This is a genomic window from Actinobacillus indolicus (assembly GCF_004519515.1).
Lineage (GTDB): Bacteria > Pseudomonadota > Gammaproteobacteria > Enterobacterales > Pasteurellaceae > Glaesserella > Glaesserella indolica_A.
The window spans coordinates 1,870,919-1,889,596 of record NZ_CP038145.1 but is presented as its reverse complement, the minus strand read 5'-3'; the positions used below and the strand labels follow the sequence as shown (position 1 = coordinate 1,889,596).

Sequence of the window (18,678 nt, the reverse complement as noted above, 5' to 3'; positions counted from 1 at the left end):
TTGCCTAATCCAAAAGTTAATCAGCCCCAAAATTTCACTTTTGGGGCTGGTTTCTTATCAAATCAATTGATTATTCTGTAGTCTCATCGTCATCTTCAAAATCACAGATTCTCTCTAGGCTAACGACAGTCTCATCTTCTGCTGTACGAATGATACGAACACCTTGAGTGTTGCGCCCTACAAGGCTCACTTCATTCACTCGTGTACGAACCAATGTACCTGCATCGGTGATCAACATAATTTGGTCGTTTTCTTCAACCTGAACTGCTGCAACGACTTTACCGTTACGTTCATTCACTTTGATTGAAACCACTCCTTTTGTTGCACGGGATTTCACTGGGTATTCACTTAACGCAGTACGTTTACCATAACCATTTTGGGTTACCGTTAAAATTTCACCTTGAGTATGTGGAATTACAAGAGATACCACTTTATCCGTGGTTAAGTTTACGCTTGATGTCTCTTCCGCGTCTTCATTTTCCACCGTTTCAATTTCGACCTCTTCCACATCGTCTGCGGAAATTTCACTGGTTGCTAATTTAATACCACGGACACCTGTTGCCACACGTCCCATACCTCGCACTTGTGTTTCCGCAAATCGAACCACTCGACCTTGTGCCGAGAACAACATAATCTCGCTATCGCCGTTGGTAATATCTACCCCGATTAGCTCATCACCTTCGCGAAGTTTTAGTGCAATCAGACCGCTTGATCTCACATTACTGAATGCATCTAACGATACTTTTTTCACAGTACCGCTCGCCGTCGCCATAAAGATGAATTTATCTGCACTAAATTCACCGTTTGGCACAGGAAGAATCGCTGTAATTCGCTCATTTTCCGCTTTTTCTAATGGCAAGATATTGATAATTGGTGTGCCTCGTGCACCACGGCTTGCTTGCGGTAGCTGATAAACTTTCAGCTGATATAAACGCCCACGGCTTGAGAAACAGAGAATCGTATCGTGCGTATTCGCGACCAACAGCTTCTCGATAAAATCATCTTCTTTCATTTTGGTCGCCGATTTTCCTTTACCGCCACGGCGTTGTGCTTCGTAGTCTGAAAGCGGTTGATATTTCACATAGCCTTCATGGGAAAGGGTAACAACCACATCTTCCTGTGCAATTAAATCTTCTAAATTAATATCGCCCGAAGCCGCTGTAATTTCTGTACGGCGTTCATCACCAAATTCTGCTTTAACTTTTTCAAGCTCTTCACGAATGACTTCCATTAAACGCTCAGAACTATTTAAAATATGTAGCAACTCGCCAATCTCAACTAAAATCTCTTTATACTCATCGAGAATTTTTTCATGTTCTAAGCCAGTTAAACGGTGTAAACGAAGTTCTAAAATTGCACGAGCTTGCACTTCAGATAAGAAATATTGCCCATCACGTACACCGAATTCTGCGGCTAAGTCATCTGGACGAGCAGCATCAACGCCTGCTGCTTCCAGCATGGCTGCCACATTACCTAAAGACCAAGGGCGAGCTAATAAGCCTTCACGTGCTTCATCTGCTGTTTTAGAGTTACGAATAAGTTCAATAACTGGATCGATATTAGCTAATGCAATCGCTAAGCCTTCCAAAATATGTGCACGTTCACGCGCTTTACGCAATTCAAATACGGTACGACGCGTCACCACTTCACGACGGTGCATCACAAAGGCTTCAATAATCTGTTTGAGATTGAAGACTTTTGGCTGGCCGTGATCAAGTGCAACCATATTGATACCAAAGGTCACCTGCATTTGTGTTAATGCATAGAGATTATTTAATACCACTTCACCGACAGCGTTATTTTTAATTTCAATGACGATTGAAATCCCGTTTCTATCTGAATAATCTTCAATGCTGGAAATACCTTCAATACGCTTATCACGCACTAATTCGGCAATTTTTTCGATTAAATTCTTTTTGTTTACCTGATAAGGCAATTCCGTCACAACAATCTGCTCGCGACCTTTCGATGTAGTTTCAACCACGGCTTTTGCGCGCACATACACTTTTCCACGCCCTGTACGATAAGCTTCTTCAATCCCTTTACGACCATTAATAATCGCAGCCGTTGGGAAGTCAGGACCTGGGATATGTTGCATTAACTCTTCAATCGTAATCTGATCGTTTTCAATATAAGCCAAGCAACCATTTAACACTTCATTTAAGTTATGGGGCGGAATATTGGTTGCCATACCCACAGCAATACCTGATGAACCATTAACCAGTAAGGCTGGAATTTTCGTTGGTAATACATCTGGGATCATCTCTTTGCCATCATAGTTTGGCGAGAAATCCACCGTTTCTTTATCTAAATCCGTTAATAACTCTTGCGTAATTTTTTGCATACGCACTTCGGTATAACGCATTGCCGCAGGCGCATCACCGTCAATCGAACCAAAGTTCCCTTGACCATCTACCAACATATAACGAAGAGAGAACGGCTGAGCCATACGCACAATTGTATAGTACACCGCAAAATCACCGTGTGGGTGATATTTACCGATCACATCACCGACCACACGCGCTGATTTAACATAAGGTTTAGATGATGTATTGCCACTTTGATCCATTGAGAAAAGTACACGGCGGTGAACAGGTTTAAGACCGTCACGAACATCGGGCAACGCACGCCCAACAATCACCGACATGGCATAATCTAGGTAGGAGTTTTTCAGTTCTTCTTCAATACTGATGGGGGTAATATCTTTGGCTAATTCGCTCATTGAAATTTCCTAATCATGTGATAAAAATGCCCAATTTTCAGGCACGAAAATTGGGTGAGATTTTAACACAAAATCGGAAAGAAAGGGGAAAAACTTGGTCTTTAACACGCTTTATAACGTGACTAACACAATTTGTTCAGGATCAATACTCACCCACACCTTTTCCTGTAAGGTGAATGGATGTGTTTTGATTGCTGTTGCATAACACTCCCCTTCTCCAATATTTAAGGTAATTTCTTGATATTCTCCCTTATCATAAAAATCTGAAATCACCGCAGGAAAACTGTTTATCGTCTCTGGATTTTGTCTATGAATTTGAATCCATGGTGCTTTTACCATCAGCATCACTTCTTTTCCTAAGACTAAATTGAGCCGTTTTGCACTTTGCGTGGTAATACAAGCGGTCAGATTTTGAGAGAAATTTGCAATGGCGATTTCCACATAACAGAGCACATCATTTTCAGTTAACTGACTTACTTGACCGAAGAATTGATTTCGAGCACTACTTTGTAACGAGAACTTCGCCGTTGCTGTTAATAAACTATTTAATGGGATCGACTCATCTTGCAAAATATGAAATGCTTTTTCTTGGGTTTGCGCTAATAAATCATAAAGTTGCAATAAACGCTCCGCATAAGATGTTAATACTGTACCGCCACCATTTTTCCCACCTGTATTACGTTCTAATAACGGCTTAGGGCTAATCGCATTCATTGCTTCCAGATGATCCCATGCACTCTTATAACTCACCTTCGCATTTTTAGCTGCTTGATTAATCGAGCCACACGCTCGAATTTCTTTTAGCAACGTAATTCTTTTCGGATCGACAAACAGTTGTTGCTGTAATTTAATCGTTAATAAAATCTCAGTGTCTAACATAATAACGCTTCCTAAATTCCATAAGGCTAAATTATCCGTCTTTATTGCCTTAAATGAAAAGGAATTTTTTGTATAGATTTTTCCAAACAAAACGATATATAATTATTTATATAAAGAATTTATTTAGCCTAAAAGGAGAAAATATGAAAAAAACATTCACAAAATTAGCACTTACGGCAGCGTTAGCTTTAGGTACAACATCAGCCTTTGCAGAAAATATTACTGTTTTTGCCGCAGCATCTATGACAAACGTTTTACAACAAATCGGTGATGAGTATAAAAAAGCACATCCTGAAGATACATTAACCTTCTCTTTCGCAGGATCATCTACCCTTGCAAAACAGATTGAACAAGATGCGCCGGCAGATCTTTTTATTTCAGCCGACCAAAAATGGGTGGATTATGTGGCAGAAAAATTGCCAAACAAAGCCAAAAATATCACGACATTAGCACAAAATGAACTCGTTTTAATTGCGCCTGCAGATAGTAAAATCAAAGTCGCAAGCATTAAAGAGATCAATTTCAAAAATACAATTGGCGACAGCTATTTAGCGGTTGGCGATGACAACGTACCTGTCGGTCGATATGCAAAAAAAGCCCTTGAGTATTTAGGTGTTTGGGGTGATGTAGAAAACCGTTTATCTAAAGCAAAAGATGTTCGTGCGGTACTTTCTTATATCGAACGTGGTGAATTACCGTTAGGGATTGTTTATTCAACGGATGCCAAAGTGTCGGATAAAGTTAAAGTGGTTGCGGTTTTCCCACAAGAAAGCTACGGAAAAGTAGTCTATCCAGTAGCAACATTAAGCGATAAAACAGAAGCAAAACGTTTCTTAGATTACCTTTTAAGCCCAACTGCAAAAGAGGCATTGGAAAAAGCAGGTTTTAAACCAGCAAACTAATCCTAAGTAGAAAACAGGGAATAAAAACCATATAATTTTACATAACCTCTTGTTTCCCCCTCTCCCGTTTACGGGAGAGGGTGGAGAAAATCCGCAGGATTTTCGGAGGGAGAGGGCTTCTCAAAAATTTTATGAAATATAACCGCTTGTTTACCCTCTCTCTGCTCAAAATAGCCTTACGCTATTTTGAGCTGTCTCTCTCCCGCAAGCGGGAGAGAGGATGGTCAGTAAAACGTTCACTGTCAAAACTAACTAAAATAAAAATAACACTATGTTTTCCTTTTCCCAACAAGAACTCAATGCCATCTATTTAAGCCTTAAAATTGCCAGTGTCGCAGTCCTGTTTGCATTGCCTTTTGCCATTGCATCTGCTTGGTTACTCGCACGCAAAGAATTTTGGGGTAAAAATTTATTTAACGGCATTATTCACTTGCCCCTAGTGCTTCCGCCTGTGGTGATCGGTTATCTTTTACTCATTTTAATGGCAAAAAAAGGCGCTATCGGTCAGTATTTATGGGAATGGTTTAACTTTTCTTTCAGCTTTTCATGGAAAGGGGCAGTTTTAGCCTCTATGGTCATGGCATTTCCGCTCATGGTTCGTTCCATTCGGTTAGCCTTTGATGCGATTGATCCAAAGTTGGAACAAGCCGCAAGAACTTTAGGCGCAAGCCCGCTGAAAGTCTTTTTTACACTAAATCTGCCACTCTCTTTTTCAGGGATCGTTGCAGGTGCGGTTCTCGGTTTTGCTCGATCACTTGGTGAATTTGGTGCAACCATCACCTTTGTGTCAAATATTCCTAACCAGACTCAAACCATTCCAGCTGCGCTTTATACCTTTATTGAAACCCCTGGCGGTGAAATGGCGGCGGCTCGGCTGTGTTTGATTGCAATCGCTATTTCATTGATTGCACTCTTCTTTTCAGAATTATTAGCTCAACGACAACAACGTTTCCAAAAAGTAAGGGAGAATTGATGTCAATACAAACACTTCATCTCGATGTCACACATCAATTTGGCGATCTCCACTTAAATGTTCAAGCCGATATTCCCGCCAAAGGCGTAACGGCGATTTTCGGGCGTTCAGGTGCAGGGAAATCTAGCTTAATCAACCTTGTTGCAGGCTTAACCAAACTACATCAGGGCAAAATCATACTTAATGGAAGAACCTTATTTGATGCAGAAAAACGCATCAATCTTCCACCTGAAAAACGTAAAGTCGGCTATGTGTTCCAAGAGCATCGGCTCTTTCCACATTATCGTGTAGAAGGCAACTTAAAATACGGTTGCAAGCGGTTAGATCAGGCTAAATTTTTGCAATTAGTCGAACTGCTCGGTATTTCTCACCTGCTTAATCGTTTTCCCATCAGCTTATCAGGCGGTGAAAAACAGCGTGTAGCAATCGGCAGAGCGTTACTCAGCGAGCCAGATATTCTGTTAATGGATGAACCCTTGTCTGCCCTTGATCTGCCTCGTAAAAATGAATTAATGGAATACTTGGGCAAACTTGCTAAAAATCTTGATATTCCGATTTTGTATGTCAGCCATAGCCTAGATGAAGTGGTGAGATTGGCAGACCATTTATTGCTATTGGAAAATGGAAAAGTGGTGGCATTTGATAAAACGGTAAACGTATGGCACAGCCCTGAATTTGCTGCTTGGCAACCCGATGTACAACGTCTTAGCTTGCTTGAATTACCTATCGTACAACAGCAAGCGGATTACAATATGCAAGCATTGGCAATCGGAGAGCAACGAATTTGGATCAACCAACAGCCCCGTTACCAACTGGGCGATACCGTGAGAATTACGATCGGCAGTAAAGATGTCTCTATTACATTAATGAAGCCTGAAAAAAGCTCTATCCGCAATATTCTGCAAGGCAACATTTGCAAAATAGTGAAACAATCCGACCGCTATGATCTTGCCGTACAAGTTGCTGAGCAGGAAATTTGGGCAAGTATCAGCCTGTGGTCTTTCGATGAATTAGCCTTTCAACTAGGACAATCGGTTTATCTGCAAATTAAATCCGTCTCGATTTAGCTTGTTTTTTCGGCTGATAATTTACAATACCTAGCTTTAAGGCGATATTTTCTCTATAATGCTGCCCGTTTTCATATCACTATCCCCCCTTAGCTCAGTCGGTTAGAGCAGGCGACTCATAATCGCTTGGTCACTGGTTCAAGTCCGGTAGGGGGGACCATTTCAAGGTTTTTATAAGTTCGCATAAGTAAAAAATCCTTGAAAAATCAATGAATAACGTAATTTTGTGTTTTTATAAGTTGGTTTAAGTTCGCTTACATCCGCCTTTAATTGTTACCTCGAATGTTACCTCGATGAAAAATTGAGAAAACGAGGTAACACGAGAAGGGAATTTTTGATATTTTTCAAAAGGTTATAAGCATATGAAACTTAACAACACCCTAATTAAAAATTTAAAACCATCAACTAAAGATCGCTACTTATCAGACGGCTTCAATCTTTACTTACTCGTTAAACCTAACTGTTCTAAATTATGGCGTTTTATCTATGTTAGCCCTGAAACTGGCTTACGAGTAAAAATGAGTTTGGGAAGCTATCCACACAAAAGCCTTGCAGAAGCTAGGGAAGAAGCTAGAAATTATCATAAGATTTTATCTGAAGGCTTTTGCCCTAAATCTTTTTTGATAAAACAAGCCGAAATCAAGAAAGAACAAAGCGAAACATTGCGAGATTTTGCCTATAAGTGGATTGTATGGAAGCAGGCAAAAGCAAGCCAAAATAAACCGCTTAGCCCAAAAACTATTAAGCGAACCATGCAACGCTTAGAAAATCATTTATTCCCTCGATTTAAAAATATGAGGCTGATAGATGTTCGCTTAAAAGATGCTATTACTCGCCTTGAAGATTTAGAGAATAAAAAGCCCGATACACTTTATAGGATTGTTGGTAATTTTATCGAGATTATGGACTATGCCCAGCTATTGGAAAAAATCCCTGATAATCCGATTAAACCTTTAAGAAAGGCGTTTAGTTCTGCGAAGGTTACACACCAGCCAACCATTTCGCCCGAACAGTTACCCGAATTTTTGAAGGCGTTGCAGAAATCAAGTAGATCACCTCAAACTAAGCTTTTAGTAGAATGGCAACTCGTAACGATGCTAAGACCTTTTGAGGCTTCCGCCGTTGAATGGAACGATATAGACTTCAAAAATAAAGTTTTGACGATTCCAGCCGAAAGAATGAAAGGGGGAATGCGTTCGCATAGTATCCCGCTTTCTACGCAGGCGTTGGCTATCCTTGAAGAAATGAAAGCATTCAATGGGCATCATGTTCACGTTTTTACAGGCAGAAATGAACGCCATAAACCAGCTAATAGTCAAACGGTAAATAATGCAGTAAAACGTATTGCGAAAGGTAAATATAAAGGCTTGCTCACTGCTCACGGCTTCCGCAGTATTGCAAGCACTTATCTAAATGAGAATTTCACCGATGAACCGTTAGTCATTGAATCTTGCCTTTCCCACGTTGGGACAGATGCAGTTAGAAATGCTTATTTTAGAGGAAGTTATTTAGATCGCCGTGTTGCAATTATGCAAGCGTGGGGCGATTATGTAGAGCAATGCAAGAAAGCCTAGCCACCACACCAAGCGGGGAAATTATGCCCCGCTTTTTTATTCTTCCTTTTTATTGTAAATATAAAACTTTTTTATTTTTAATCACTTGTTCACTTAATCACTTATATTCTATTTATCTATTTGATTTTCAAAAGAAAAAATAGAAGTGATTAAGTATAAATTAGAAGTGAGTAAGTGATTAAAAGTTATAAGTAAGTGACAAAATCGCCCGCCCCTAAACGCGGGTCGTTGTATCCCCGCCACGCCCGCACACTAAATATAGTGATTTTTATGCAAATGCAAAAATAGCCTTAAGCCTTGCCCTGTATAACGCCATTCACGCCCTAAACTGCTCTATTTTTTACGCAAATCTACGCAATTTTTTGCATTTCTACGCAGTCAAAAACGCCCTTTTTAAATTCTGCTTGATAGAACAATGAGAGAACCCACGAAAAACGCCCCATTTTTGCAAAACCGCCCCAACATCTCACCGCTTGCAATCCCTAATTTTTGCTTGATTTTGTGAAATCAGCCATCACACCCCGAACAAATACGGATTGAATTAGCCGATTACATTCAAAACGAAAGCCAATGGGCGAAACGGTGGGAAATTACGAGTAAATCAGGCTGGAAAAATGGCGCTTATGTTATGCCGAACGGCGATATTATCGGCGAGACTTCCAGCGAAAAGCCCTTATTTCTACGCATTAAAGCCGAAAAAGCGCAGTACTACACCACACAGGGTAGCTTAAGCGATTGGCAGGACCATATAGCCCGCTATGCAATTGGAAATTCTATGATTATGCTTTCAATCGCTTGCGGATTGGCTGCGCCTATCATTCACCTATTAAAAGCCCCAAGTTTTGGCTTGCATTTATATGTTAATTCATCATCAGGGAAAAGTATTGCCTCACAAGCTGGCGCCAGTCTTTATGGACACGGGAAGCTATCATTATCTAGCTGGAAAGGTACGGATAATGGAATCATCAATGAGGCAATATCCCATAATGATGGCTTATTAGTAATGGACGAACTAACACAAATTGACCCGAAACACGGGAAAGATATTGCCTATGCGCTATTTAATGGTGAAGATAAAACGCGAGCCAAAGCAGATGGAGGGAACCGTAAAAAACGAAATTGGAATGTTTTAGTATTAAGTACGGGAGAGAGAGACTTAGAAACACAGCTCGAACAGTATAAAATACCAGTAAAAGCGGGGGAATTGGTTCGCCTTGTTAATATTCCTTTTGAGCAATATAGAAACTTTCACGAATTTACAGATAGTAAAAAATCGATAATGGAGCAAGGGAAAGCATTTGCCGAAAACCTAGATCAGAATAGTAAGACCTTTTACGGCACGGCTGGCAGAGAGTGGATTTTATACTTAGCTGAACATAAAAACGAAATTGAAGAAATTTTTAGATTTTATAATCAGCAATGGACGGATTATTTACCCAAAGATAGAAAAGTAAGTAATCAGATCGGACGGGTAGCTAGGAATTTTGCCGTACTTGAAACCGCTTGCCAGTGTTCACGCCATATTACAGGCTGGACGGCAGCAGAAATCACAGAAACATTACACCACGTTTTTAATTTATGGATAGAAAATAATGGATACGAAGACAACGAAACAAGAAAAATCATTGAAAAATTAGATAGTTTCTTATCACAAAATTTGCATAGGTTTCACCGCAAAGACAATCACGGCTATATTATTGAGGCAAGCAACCCCGCTGGTGCATTTGTGGACGGTTCAGAGCCTTTATACTATGTTTTTTCACACGCGCTAAATAGTGAATTCACCGGCTTTCAGGAAAAACACGTTATTAATGTTTTAATTGAAAAAGGGCGATTATTCAAAAAAGAGCAAGGGCGCAATTTATCCACTATTCCAAGTGAATTTCAGCGTGGGGCGATTAAAAGAGCATATTGCATTTATCCGCCACAGGATAAAGACTAAATAAAAAAGTCTATCAGAAAATTTTGATAGGCTTTTTTATTATGTGCTTTGATAGATTTCTATTTAACATAATAAAAATTATGAAGTTGAGCAATTTTTTCATTCCTCGCAAATCTATGGGAAAGAAAAAGTAAGTGGGAAAAGTGGGAAAAGTGGGAAAATGAAAAGAGTTAAAAATAAAATTCATATAAGTCAATGTGTTATAAATTAAATTTGTTTATATATTGTCCAATCCCTTTCCCACTTCATTAAATTAGCCCTTTGGCAAAGTGGGAAAGCTTTCCCACTTGCTTTCCCACTTTGGACTAAAAATAGAAGTGTCCTGAAGCCTTGTGCAATAAGTATCTTTACAATTCTTTCCCACTTTTCCCACTTTTCCCACTAAAAATTATAGAGTTTGAAATATTGGGGGAACGTAGCCGAAAATGCGAAGTTGCTTAAAATAAACGCATAAAAACCTATAAAACCACATACAAGCAGCAAAGAGAATAAGAAGATGGCTCGATAGAAAAAGCAATCAAGAAAAAACGAATGCATCCAACGTTAAAAATAAGACTAATTGACGGTAAGAATAGGACAAATATCTATTTCAATAATGTACACACTATCGAAGATGAATGGCGAAATAGTTAAAATAAAAGGCTGGTTACAGCCTTTTTTTGCTTTTATCTATTTAATCACATAATGAAGAAATGCAATTCGCGAAGCTTTCAAGTAAGAGTAAGCCAATAAAAATGAACGGAGAGAAGAAAATCAAAACTAGAACAACGAGACAAGCCGATAATATAGCCCATTCAGCAAACCCCTGAATATCTCGCAACAAATAAAGAGTAACGGGAAAAAGAAAGAATAGCCCCAAAAATACGCAGAACTCGAACATTTCTTCAGACGGTTCCATACCAATAGAGAAAAAGGCAAAGTAAATCCAAGCAATCACAACAAAGCCCACAATGCCGAGAATGATATAAATCAAATCCATAGCCATACCCCATTTTTCTTCTTAGTGGAATTTTTAGTAAAAATACCTACATTGTCAATGTGAAATGTTAGAAGTGAATAACTTAAATCACTTGATCACTTCTAATCACTTAAAAACCAAATAAAAAATCTTTGATAATCAATAAGTTAATATTCACAAGTGTTCAAGTGAGCAAGTGATTAAAATCGCCTAAAAGTTTTAAAAAAATTTTTTATCTATTTTTATTTGCTATTTGTGAATAATAAAATTGATTTTAATCAAATTATTTCTTCAGCATTGAACCCTTTGCAAAACCACCAAAAACCAATCAAAAATAGACCACGTAAGCGAACCATAAAAGAGCGTGTTACCTCAAATGTTACCTTTTCACCGATTTTTAGTTTTGCATTATCTTATTTATCAATAAGTTATAGCTAGGATCAAAAACGGTAGGGGGACCAAATAACCTTTCTTAGCCTATCGCAACCTTTCGCAAAACCCTTGATACACAAAGCTTCAAAGCCCTTTTTATACTTTTTGCTTATCGTTTTTTACCGTCTTTTTTCGTATTTAATCGTGAATTTTAGTAACATTGTTAGGAACACAGAACATCCTAAATAAAAAACTGTGTTCCTAAAAAATATTAAACCTTTAGCACATAAAGCTTATTGCGTTTTTATTAACGCGATTTAAACTACACTTTATATAAGTGATACCACTGAGCTAATAAAATTCCTGCATTTACTGACACATTTAATCCACTGTTTAACGGATTTGCAAAAGAGAGCTGTACTGCCGTATCTTCTGGATATTCAGCATCGTTTGGCACAATTTCACTGAGCACAAAAACAACTTTCTCTGCTAATGTTGTTTTCGCTAGCGATGGAGCTTGTTTTTGACGAGTTAAATGAACAATTTGATAACCTGCATTGCGTAATTGCGTTAAGGCAATCTGTTTATGTTTAGTTTCTAATGGGTGAACAAACTCTAAGCCACCTTCTGCCACACGAGCAGCATTGCTTGAGTTAAGAATATCGTTACTTTCTACAATAATGCCTTTTACGCCATAAAATGCACAAGTACGGATAATTCCGCCGACATTTTGCGCATTATTTACCCCATCTAATAGCACCAAGCAATCATGCTGACGGGCAACTTGCAAATACCCTTCTAATGAAAATGGTGATGATTTTTTCACTAATAAACAGATACCGCCGTGATGTTCCGTGCCAGTTACACGTTCCATCTCTTCACTATCGACAACGTGATAGGCTTTTTTCTGTTCTGCAAGATAACTTAATAATTCACCCGCTTTCTTTGCCCCTTCAACCGTTGCCCATAAACGAACGATAGCTTCTGGACGCTGCTGGAATAAGGTATGGCAAGCATTTTCGCCATAAACTTTCATTTCTGTTGCTCGGTTATTGCGAATTTTTTCAGGCGCTCTTGGCGAAAGTGGACCTGTTTTTTTCTCCGCTGGCTTATTGTTTCCACCTTTGACACTAATTTTTACTGATCCTTCTCGCCCAGCTTTTTTCGCTTCCGTTGGATAAATGGAGAAATTCGGTTTATCGTGAGATCTTTCTGTCTTTTGAAATTTATCACGGTACTCTGAACTTCTCTCTTTTCTTTCTTTGCCTTCTTGTGTTCTGAATTTAGGCTTACGACGTTCTTCCGTAGTTTTAAAACGTGGTGTCTTCGCATTAAATTTGTGATTCATAATATTCTCGATAATGAAAAAAAATTGCGGAAAGTATAGCAGATAAGGCTACTTACAAATAGGCTTTTTTCATCACCCTATTCCTTTATTCCCTAACTTTCTCTATAATCCTAATCCTTTTATGTTCTTTAAAATCTGGTGGAATTATGAATCCAATGTTAAATATCGCTATTCGTGCAGCACGAAAAGCGGGCAATATTATTGCTAAAGGCTATGAGCAAGCGCCTCAAGATACTCAAGTTGCTCAAAAAGGCTCAAATGACTATGTCACAGAAATTGATAAGGCAGCAGAAGCAGCTATCATTGAAGTGATCCGCAAATCGTACCCTGACCATGCTATTGTTGGTGAGGAATCAGGCGTTTTAGCTGGTACAAATAACGATGTTCAATGGGTAATTGATCCATTAGATGGTACAACGAACTTTGTTAAACGCTTACCGCATTTTGCGGTGTCGATTGCAATTCGTGTGAGCGGTCGTACCGAAGTGGGGGTTGTGTATGATCCTATTCGTAACGAATTATTCACGGCAGTGCGTGGTGAAGGTACAAAATTAAATGAATTCCGCTTACGTATTAGTAATGAACGCCGTGATTTACAAGGCACTGTGTTAGCAACAGGTTTCCCATTTAAAGTTGCAAAACATCGTACTGCTCATTTAAATATGATTGAAGCTTTAATGAACAATGGCGTTGCAGATTTCCGCCGTACAGGTTCTGCGGCATTAGATTTAGCTTATGTTGCGGCTGGCCGTGTTGACGGTTACTTTGAAATCGGCTTAAAACCGTGGGATTGTGCAGCTGGCGATTTAATTGCTCGTGAAGCAGGTGCATTAGTGACCAACTTTGTTGGTGGAACAGACTACTTGAAATCAGGTAATGTGGTTGCAGGTAGTGGCCGTGTTGTGAAAGAAATTTTAAACAGTATTCAGCCAACCTTAACTGAAGAACTGAAAGCATAATAATTAAGAGATAATTTTGGTGGGCTATGCCCACTTAACCATTTAAGATAAGCCTATGCAAAAGACCTATCCATTGCTCAGTCAAATCAACTCACCTGATGATTTGCGTTTATTACCAAAAGATAAACTTCAGCCTCTTTGTGATGAACTGCGTGCCTATTTGTTAGAGTCAGTCAGTCAGACAAGCGGTCACTTAGCCTCTGGATTAGGCGTGGTCGAATTGACTGTTGCCTTGCATTATGTTTATCAAACGCCATTTGATCAACTTTTATGGGATGTTGGACATCAAGCCTATCCACATAAAATCTTAACAGGCCGCCGTGACCAAATGCACACAATTCGTCAAAAAGACGGCTTACACCCCTTCCCTTGGCGTGAAGAAAGCCCTTTTGATGTGCTAAGTGTTGGACACTCTTCTACTTCCATTAGTGCTGGTTTAGGTATTGCCGTTGCTGCAGAAAAAGAGAACGCAGGACGTAAAACGGTTTGTGTAATTGGTGATGGAGCAATTACCGCTGGTATGGCGTTTGAAGCAATCAACCACGCAGGCTCAATTCATACGGATATGTTGGTTATCTTAAATGATAACGAAATGTCCATTTCAGAAAATGTGGGGGCTTTGAATAACCATTTAGCTCGCCTTTTCACAGGCTCACTTTATGGCACTTTACGTGAAGGTGGTAAAAAACTGCTTTCTGGACTTCCTCCAATCAAAGAGTTTGTCCGAAAAACGGAAGAACACGTTAAAGGCTTTGTTTCGCCTGTGGGGACAATGTTTGAAACCCTTGGCTTTAACTATATCGGCCCGATTGACGGACACGATATTGAAGAACTGATTTCTACCCTGAAAAATATGCGAAATATGTCAGGTCCACAGTTCTTACACATCAAAACTAAAAAAGGCAAAGGCTATACCCCAGCGGAACAAGACCCTATCGGCTTCCACGGTGTACCGAAATTTGACCACACAAGCGGTAAGTTACCACAAACAAAATCCGCACCGACCTATTCCAACATTTTTGGCGACTGGCTTTGCGAAATGGCAGAACGTGATCCGAAAATTATCGGCATTACCCCTGCAATGCGTGAAGGTTCGGGAATGGTTGAGTTTTCCAAACGCTTTCAACAACAATACTTTGATGTGGCGATTGCCGAACAGCACGCTGTGACCTTTGGGGCAGGGCTTGCGATTGCAGGCTACAAACCTGTGGTGGCGATTTACTCTAGCTTCCTACAACGTGCTTACGACCAACTTATTCACGATGTGGCTATTCAAAACTTGCCTGTGATTTTTGCGATTGACCGTGCAGGCATTGTAGGTGCAGACGGACAGACCCATCAAGGTGCATTTGATTTAAGTTTTATGCGTTGTATCCCAAATATGACGATAATGTGTCCAAGTGACGAAAATGAAATGCGTCAAATGCTTTACACCGCTTACACAATGAACAGCCCTGTTGCGGTGCGTTACCCAAGGGGAAATGCACAAGGCGTTGAACTTCAACCGATGCAAGCCCTTGAAATCGGCAAAGGCAAAGTGTTAAAACAAGGGGAAAAGGTCGCTATTCTCAACTTCGGGGCATTATTAAACGAAGCCAAACAAGTGGCAGAAGCCCACAATTACACGCTTGTTGATATGCGCTTTGTAAAACCGCTTGATGAAGCTTTAATTGCTGAACTTGCCGATAGTCATGAACTGATCGTCACCCTTGAAGAAAATGCAATTCAAGGCGGTGCAGGTAGTGCCGTCAACGAATATTTGCAAAAAATAGGCAAAATCCGACCGCTTGTGATGTTAGGTATTCCTGATTTCTTTGTCCCTCAAGCCACACAGCCAGAAGCCTATGCAGATTTAGGACTTGATGCAAAAGGTATCCAACAAAAAATTGCTCAAGCACTTTAATAAAAAAATTATGTCGTAACCGATGAATTTATAAAAATTGGCTTAAACCCTATGGGATTTAAGCCAATTTTTAATAACCATTCTGTCTATTATTCCTACTTAAGAAGTATCTTTCGTAAACAGTATTACTCACTAAACTGCATCTGATGCAACTGTTTATAAGCTCCGCCTTTTTCTAACAAGACTTTATGTGATCCACGTTCGATAATTTCGCCATGATCTACTACTAAAATTTCATCGGCATTTTCAATAGTAGATAAGCGGTGGGCAATCACTAAAACGGTGCGATCTTTTTGTAGTTCATCAAGGGCTGCTTGAATCGCACGCTCTGATTCAGTATCTAATGCTGAAGTGGCTTCATCTAAGACTAAAACAGGAGAATTTCTTAATAAAGCACGGGCAATCGCCAAACGCTGACGCTGTCCACCAGATAGGCTTACCCCGTTTTCACCAATTACTGTATCCAGGCCTTGTGGCATTTTTTCGATAAATTCCATCGCATAAGCGGCTTTAGCTGCAGTTTCAATCTGCTCACGGCTGTATTTGTCTTTGGCCGCATAAGCAATGTTATTCGCAATGGTATCGTTAAACAGATGAACCTGTTGAGAAACAATTGCACACTGTTCACGTAAATTGTTTAAGGTGTACTCTTGAATTTTATGATCATCAAGATAAATATTGCCTGAATCAATTTCATAAAAACGGGTAATCAAATTCGCAATCGTCGATTTCCCAGAGCCAGAACGCCCAACTAACGCCAAGGTTTTCCCTGCTGGTAAATTAAACGAGATATTTTTTAAAGCGGGTTGTTCTTTACCAAAATAAGTAAAGGTAACGTTTTCAAAACGAATGTCGCCTTTGGCTCGTTCAATTTGATAAGTACCTTCATTTTTTTCTGTTGGCAGATCAAATAAGGTAAAGAGTGTTTGGCTTGCTGCCATTCCTCGTTGGAACTGGGCATTAACGTTGGTTAAGGTTTTTAATGGACGTAAAATTCCCATTAACGCCCCAATCACTGCAGCAAATTCCCCTGCCGTTAAATCATCACCAATAATTTCAGGCGAACCTGCGACAAAAAGCACCACTGCTAAGGCTAGAGAAGCGATCACTTGAATAATTGGATCGGCAATCGCACTTGCCGCCATCATTTTCATTCCTTTGCGACGCATATCGTTGCTGGTATGATTGAAGCGTTCTTCTTCGACTTTCTGCCCACCAAAGGATAACACCACTTTATGTCCACGCAACATCTGTTCGGCACTTTCGGTCATGCTCCCCATTGATTCTTGCATATTACGGCTTAAGGTACGGAAACGTTTTGATACCACACGGATTAATACCGCAATCACAGGGCCAATAATGAAAAGAACAAGAGATAAACGCCAACTAAAGTAAAACATAGTCGCAATAAGGAAAATAATATATACCCCTTCACGAACCACGCTTTGTAAAGCATTGGCAGAAGAACTGGCGATCTGTTCAGAATCATAGGTAATACGAGAAAGCAATTTACCCGATGAATTTTGATCGAAAAATGTCACAGGCATAAACATCAAATGTTTAAATACCTTTTGGCGCATATTCATTACCACTTTCCCCGATACCCAGGCTAAACAATAAGCAGAGATAAAGCTGGTAATACCTCTCGCAAAAATCAGTCCTACCACAATAAATGCCATGATTTTCAGGAAACTACGCTCCTTTTCACCAAAGCCTTCATCAATCAAAGGCTGTAACATCGTGATCAAATAAGCATCTGCTACTGCATTAAAAATCATAGCTACCATGGCAACCACAATCCCCATTTTAAAAGGCGATATCATTGGCCATAAACGTTTAAAGGTCTGCCATGTTGATTGATCTTGCGTCATATCATCAAGGGAAAAAGGATTTTTTGTTGTCATTCTTGTTATCTCAAAATCAAAGAAGTCGCTATTTTAAAGGGAAATCGGGTTTATACCAAATTTCTCTCTAACAAGCGGTCTGATTTTCATAAAATTTTGCAAATTTAGAAAAAGAGTTTTAATACGCATTGAAACACGAAAGGCGCTAATAAAGAAGATAAAATCCCACACAACACCAACGATACTGAGGAATAGCTGCCGGCTTTAACACTATAAGACATAATTCTCGCTGTCCCTAAGGCATGTGAGGCCGCACCAATACTTAATCCTATCGCCCGACTATTATCTACTTTAAACCATTGTAAAATGGTCAGTCCAAAGGCTGAACCTGTAATACCTGCAATCGCCACCGCTACTGCACTGATCGCCGAACTTCCTCCAATTTCATCAGCAATCGAAATGGCAATCGCTGTGGTGACTGATTTAGGTAATAGCGAAGCAATAATCTCTTTACTTGCACCGAAAAGCAACGCTAAGAAAATACCGCTCAACATCGTTAATAAAGTCGCAATCACCACAATAACGCTGATCTTTTTCCAATGTTTACGAATTTGAGGAAGCTGCTCATAAAAAGGCACTGCAAGGGCAACCACGGAAACACCTAGAAGACTATTAAGAGGTAAATTACCTTGATAATAGCTTTCAAATGGAATTTTTGTCACCAGTAACACGGCAACAAGTAGCAATAATGAGACAATAAAAGGGTTAAAAATCGCAGATTTGACTCTTTTACTGATTTTTAAACCGACAATAAAAACAAGAACCGTAATAAGCGAATAAGCATAAATGGCGAGATTATTCATCATCTTGTACATCCTTATTAAATAACCATTGAGCCAAATATCCCACCACAATTAATGAGAGAACCGTACTCACAAAATTCGCTAAAACTAATGAATGTAGATGTAACGAGAGGATATCAGACTGCTCAATAATACCCGCACAAATCGGCAAGAAAAAGAGTGCCATATAACGTAATAAAGGGCGAGTTGCGGGCATTACCCACTCTATTTTTATGACATTAAGCACTAATAATAAGAATAAAATCAGTAATCCCCAAATACTTTCAGCGATACCGATTGGGATTAACCAGTTCATTAGTTTCCCTAAATAAAGCATTAGGAATAACAAGGTTAATGCCACAATAAAACGTAAACTTTTAACCAACATATTGC

14 protein-coding genes and 1 tRNA gene are annotated in these 18,678 nt (G+C 39.5%); 8 read left to right on the top strand and 7 right to left on the bottom strand.

Annotated elements, in window-relative coordinates; translation table 11 throughout:
• Positions 1-70 precede the first annotated feature (70 nt).
• Both gyrA and EXH44_RS09390 read right to left on the bottom strand, forming a co-directional pair.
• Entirely contained in the window at positions 71-2,722 is a 2,652-nt protein-coding gene (gyrA, locus tag EXH44_RS09395; protein ID WP_162857237.1) for a DNA topoisomerase (ATP-hydrolyzing) subunit A, read from the bottom strand.
• 111 nt (positions 2,723-2,833) lie between these two features.
• Positions 2,834-3,601, bottom strand: coding sequence for a TOBE domain-containing protein (locus EXH44_RS09390; RefSeq protein WP_162857236.1), 768 nt, complete (start codon positions 3,599-3,601; stop codon positions 2,834-2,836).
• A gap of 143 nt (positions 3,602-3,744) precedes the next feature.
• Between EXH44_RS09390 and modA the strand changes: the two genes are divergently transcribed.
• The 6 genes from modA to EXH44_RS09360 all read left to right on the top strand — a co-directional run bounded on the left by modA (position 3,745) and on the right by EXH44_RS09360 (position 10,059).
• Positions 3,745-4,503 (top strand): molybdate ABC transporter substrate-binding protein, encoded by a 759-nt coding sequence (gene modA, locus EXH44_RS09385; protein WP_162857235.1) that lies wholly within the window; start codon positions 3,745-3,747, stop codon positions 4,501-4,503.
• Positions 4,504-4,774: 271 nt separating this feature from the next.
• Positions 4,775-5,476, top strand: coding sequence for a molybdate ABC transporter permease subunit (modB, locus tag EXH44_RS09380; protein ID WP_162857233.1), 702 nt, complete (start codon positions 4,775-4,777; stop codon positions 5,474-5,476).
• Positions 5,476-6,543 carry a molybdenum ABC transporter ATP-binding protein ModC gene (modC, locus tag EXH44_RS09375; RefSeq protein WP_162857232.1) on the top strand — a complete coding sequence of 356 codons (1,068 nt, stop codon included), beginning with the start codon at positions 5,476-5,478 and terminating at the stop codon, positions 6,541-6,543. Before modB ends, modC begins: the two co-directional genes overlap by 1 nt.
• 83 nt (positions 6,544-6,626) lie before the next feature.
• Positions 6,627-6,703: transfer RNA gene (locus tag EXH44_RS09370), tRNA-Ile, on the top strand.
• 202 nt (positions 6,704-6,905) lie between these two features.
• The gene (locus EXH44_RS09365; RefSeq protein ID WP_162857231.1) at positions 6,906-8,117 is read left to right on the top strand and encodes a tyrosine-type recombinase/integrase; all 1,212 of its coding nucleotides are present in this window, start codon (positions 6,906-6,908) and stop codon (positions 8,115-8,117) included.
• A 529-nt stretch (positions 8,118-8,646) separates the two neighbouring features.
• Positions 8,647-10,059 carry a DUF927 domain-containing protein gene (locus EXH44_RS09360; protein ID WP_162857568.1) on the top strand — a complete coding sequence of 471 codons (1,413 nt, stop codon included), beginning with the start codon at positions 8,647-8,649 and terminating at the stop codon, positions 10,057-10,059.
• Between the two features lie 673 nt (positions 10,060-10,732).
• On the opposite strand, the gene EXH44_RS09355 is transcribed toward EXH44_RS09360, so the two are convergent.
• Both EXH44_RS09355 and EXH44_RS09350 read right to left on the bottom strand, forming a co-directional pair.
• Positions 10,733-11,038: a hypothetical protein gene (locus EXH44_RS09355; RefSeq protein ID WP_162857230.1), complete on the bottom strand. Its 306-nt coding sequence runs from the start codon at positions 11,036-11,038 to the stop codon at positions 10,733-10,735.
• A 673-nt stretch (positions 11,039-11,711) separates the two neighbouring features.
• The gene (locus EXH44_RS09350; RefSeq protein ID WP_162857229.1) at positions 11,712-12,737 is read right to left on the bottom strand and encodes a TrmH family RNA methyltransferase; all 1,026 of its coding nucleotides are present in this window, start codon (positions 12,735-12,737) and stop codon (positions 11,712-11,714) included.
• Positions 12,738-12,883: 146 nt separating this feature from the next.
• Here EXH44_RS09350 and suhB point away from each other — a divergent pair, with 146 nt between their 5' ends.
• Together suhB and dxs are read left to right on the top strand one after the other, a co-directional pair.
• Positions 12,884-13,696 (top strand): inositol-1-monophosphatase, encoded by an 813-nt coding sequence (gene suhB, locus EXH44_RS09345; protein WP_162857228.1) that lies wholly within the window; start codon positions 12,884-12,886, stop codon positions 13,694-13,696.
• Between the two features lie 55 nt (positions 13,697-13,751).
• Positions 13,752-15,599 (top strand): 1-deoxy-D-xylulose-5-phosphate synthase, encoded by a 1,848-nt coding sequence (gene dxs / locus EXH44_RS09340; RefSeq protein ID WP_162857227.1) that lies wholly within the window; start codon positions 13,752-13,754, stop codon positions 15,597-15,599.
• 125 nt (positions 15,600-15,724) lie between these two features.
• On the opposite strand, the gene msbA is transcribed toward dxs, so the two are convergent.
• From msbA to EXH44_RS09325, 3 genes are all read right to left on the bottom strand, one after another.
• Positions 15,725-17,503: a lipid A ABC transporter ATP-binding protein/permease MsbA gene (gene msbA, locus EXH44_RS09335; protein WP_162857226.1), complete on the bottom strand. Its 1,779-nt coding sequence runs from the start codon at positions 17,501-17,503 to the stop codon at positions 15,725-15,727.
• 104 nt (positions 17,504-17,607) lie between these two features.
• On the bottom strand, positions 17,608-18,309 hold the full coding sequence (locus EXH44_RS09330) for a CidB/LrgB family autolysis modulator (RefSeq protein WP_244238722.1): 702 nt from the start codon (positions 18,307-18,309) through the stop codon (positions 17,608-17,610).
• Entirely contained in the window at positions 18,299-18,673 is a 375-nt protein-coding gene (locus EXH44_RS09325; protein WP_162857224.1) for a CidA/LrgA family protein, read from the bottom strand. Before EXH44_RS09325 ends, EXH44_RS09330 begins: the two co-directional genes overlap by 11 nt.
• Between the last annotated feature and the right edge of the window lie 5 nt (positions 18,674-18,678).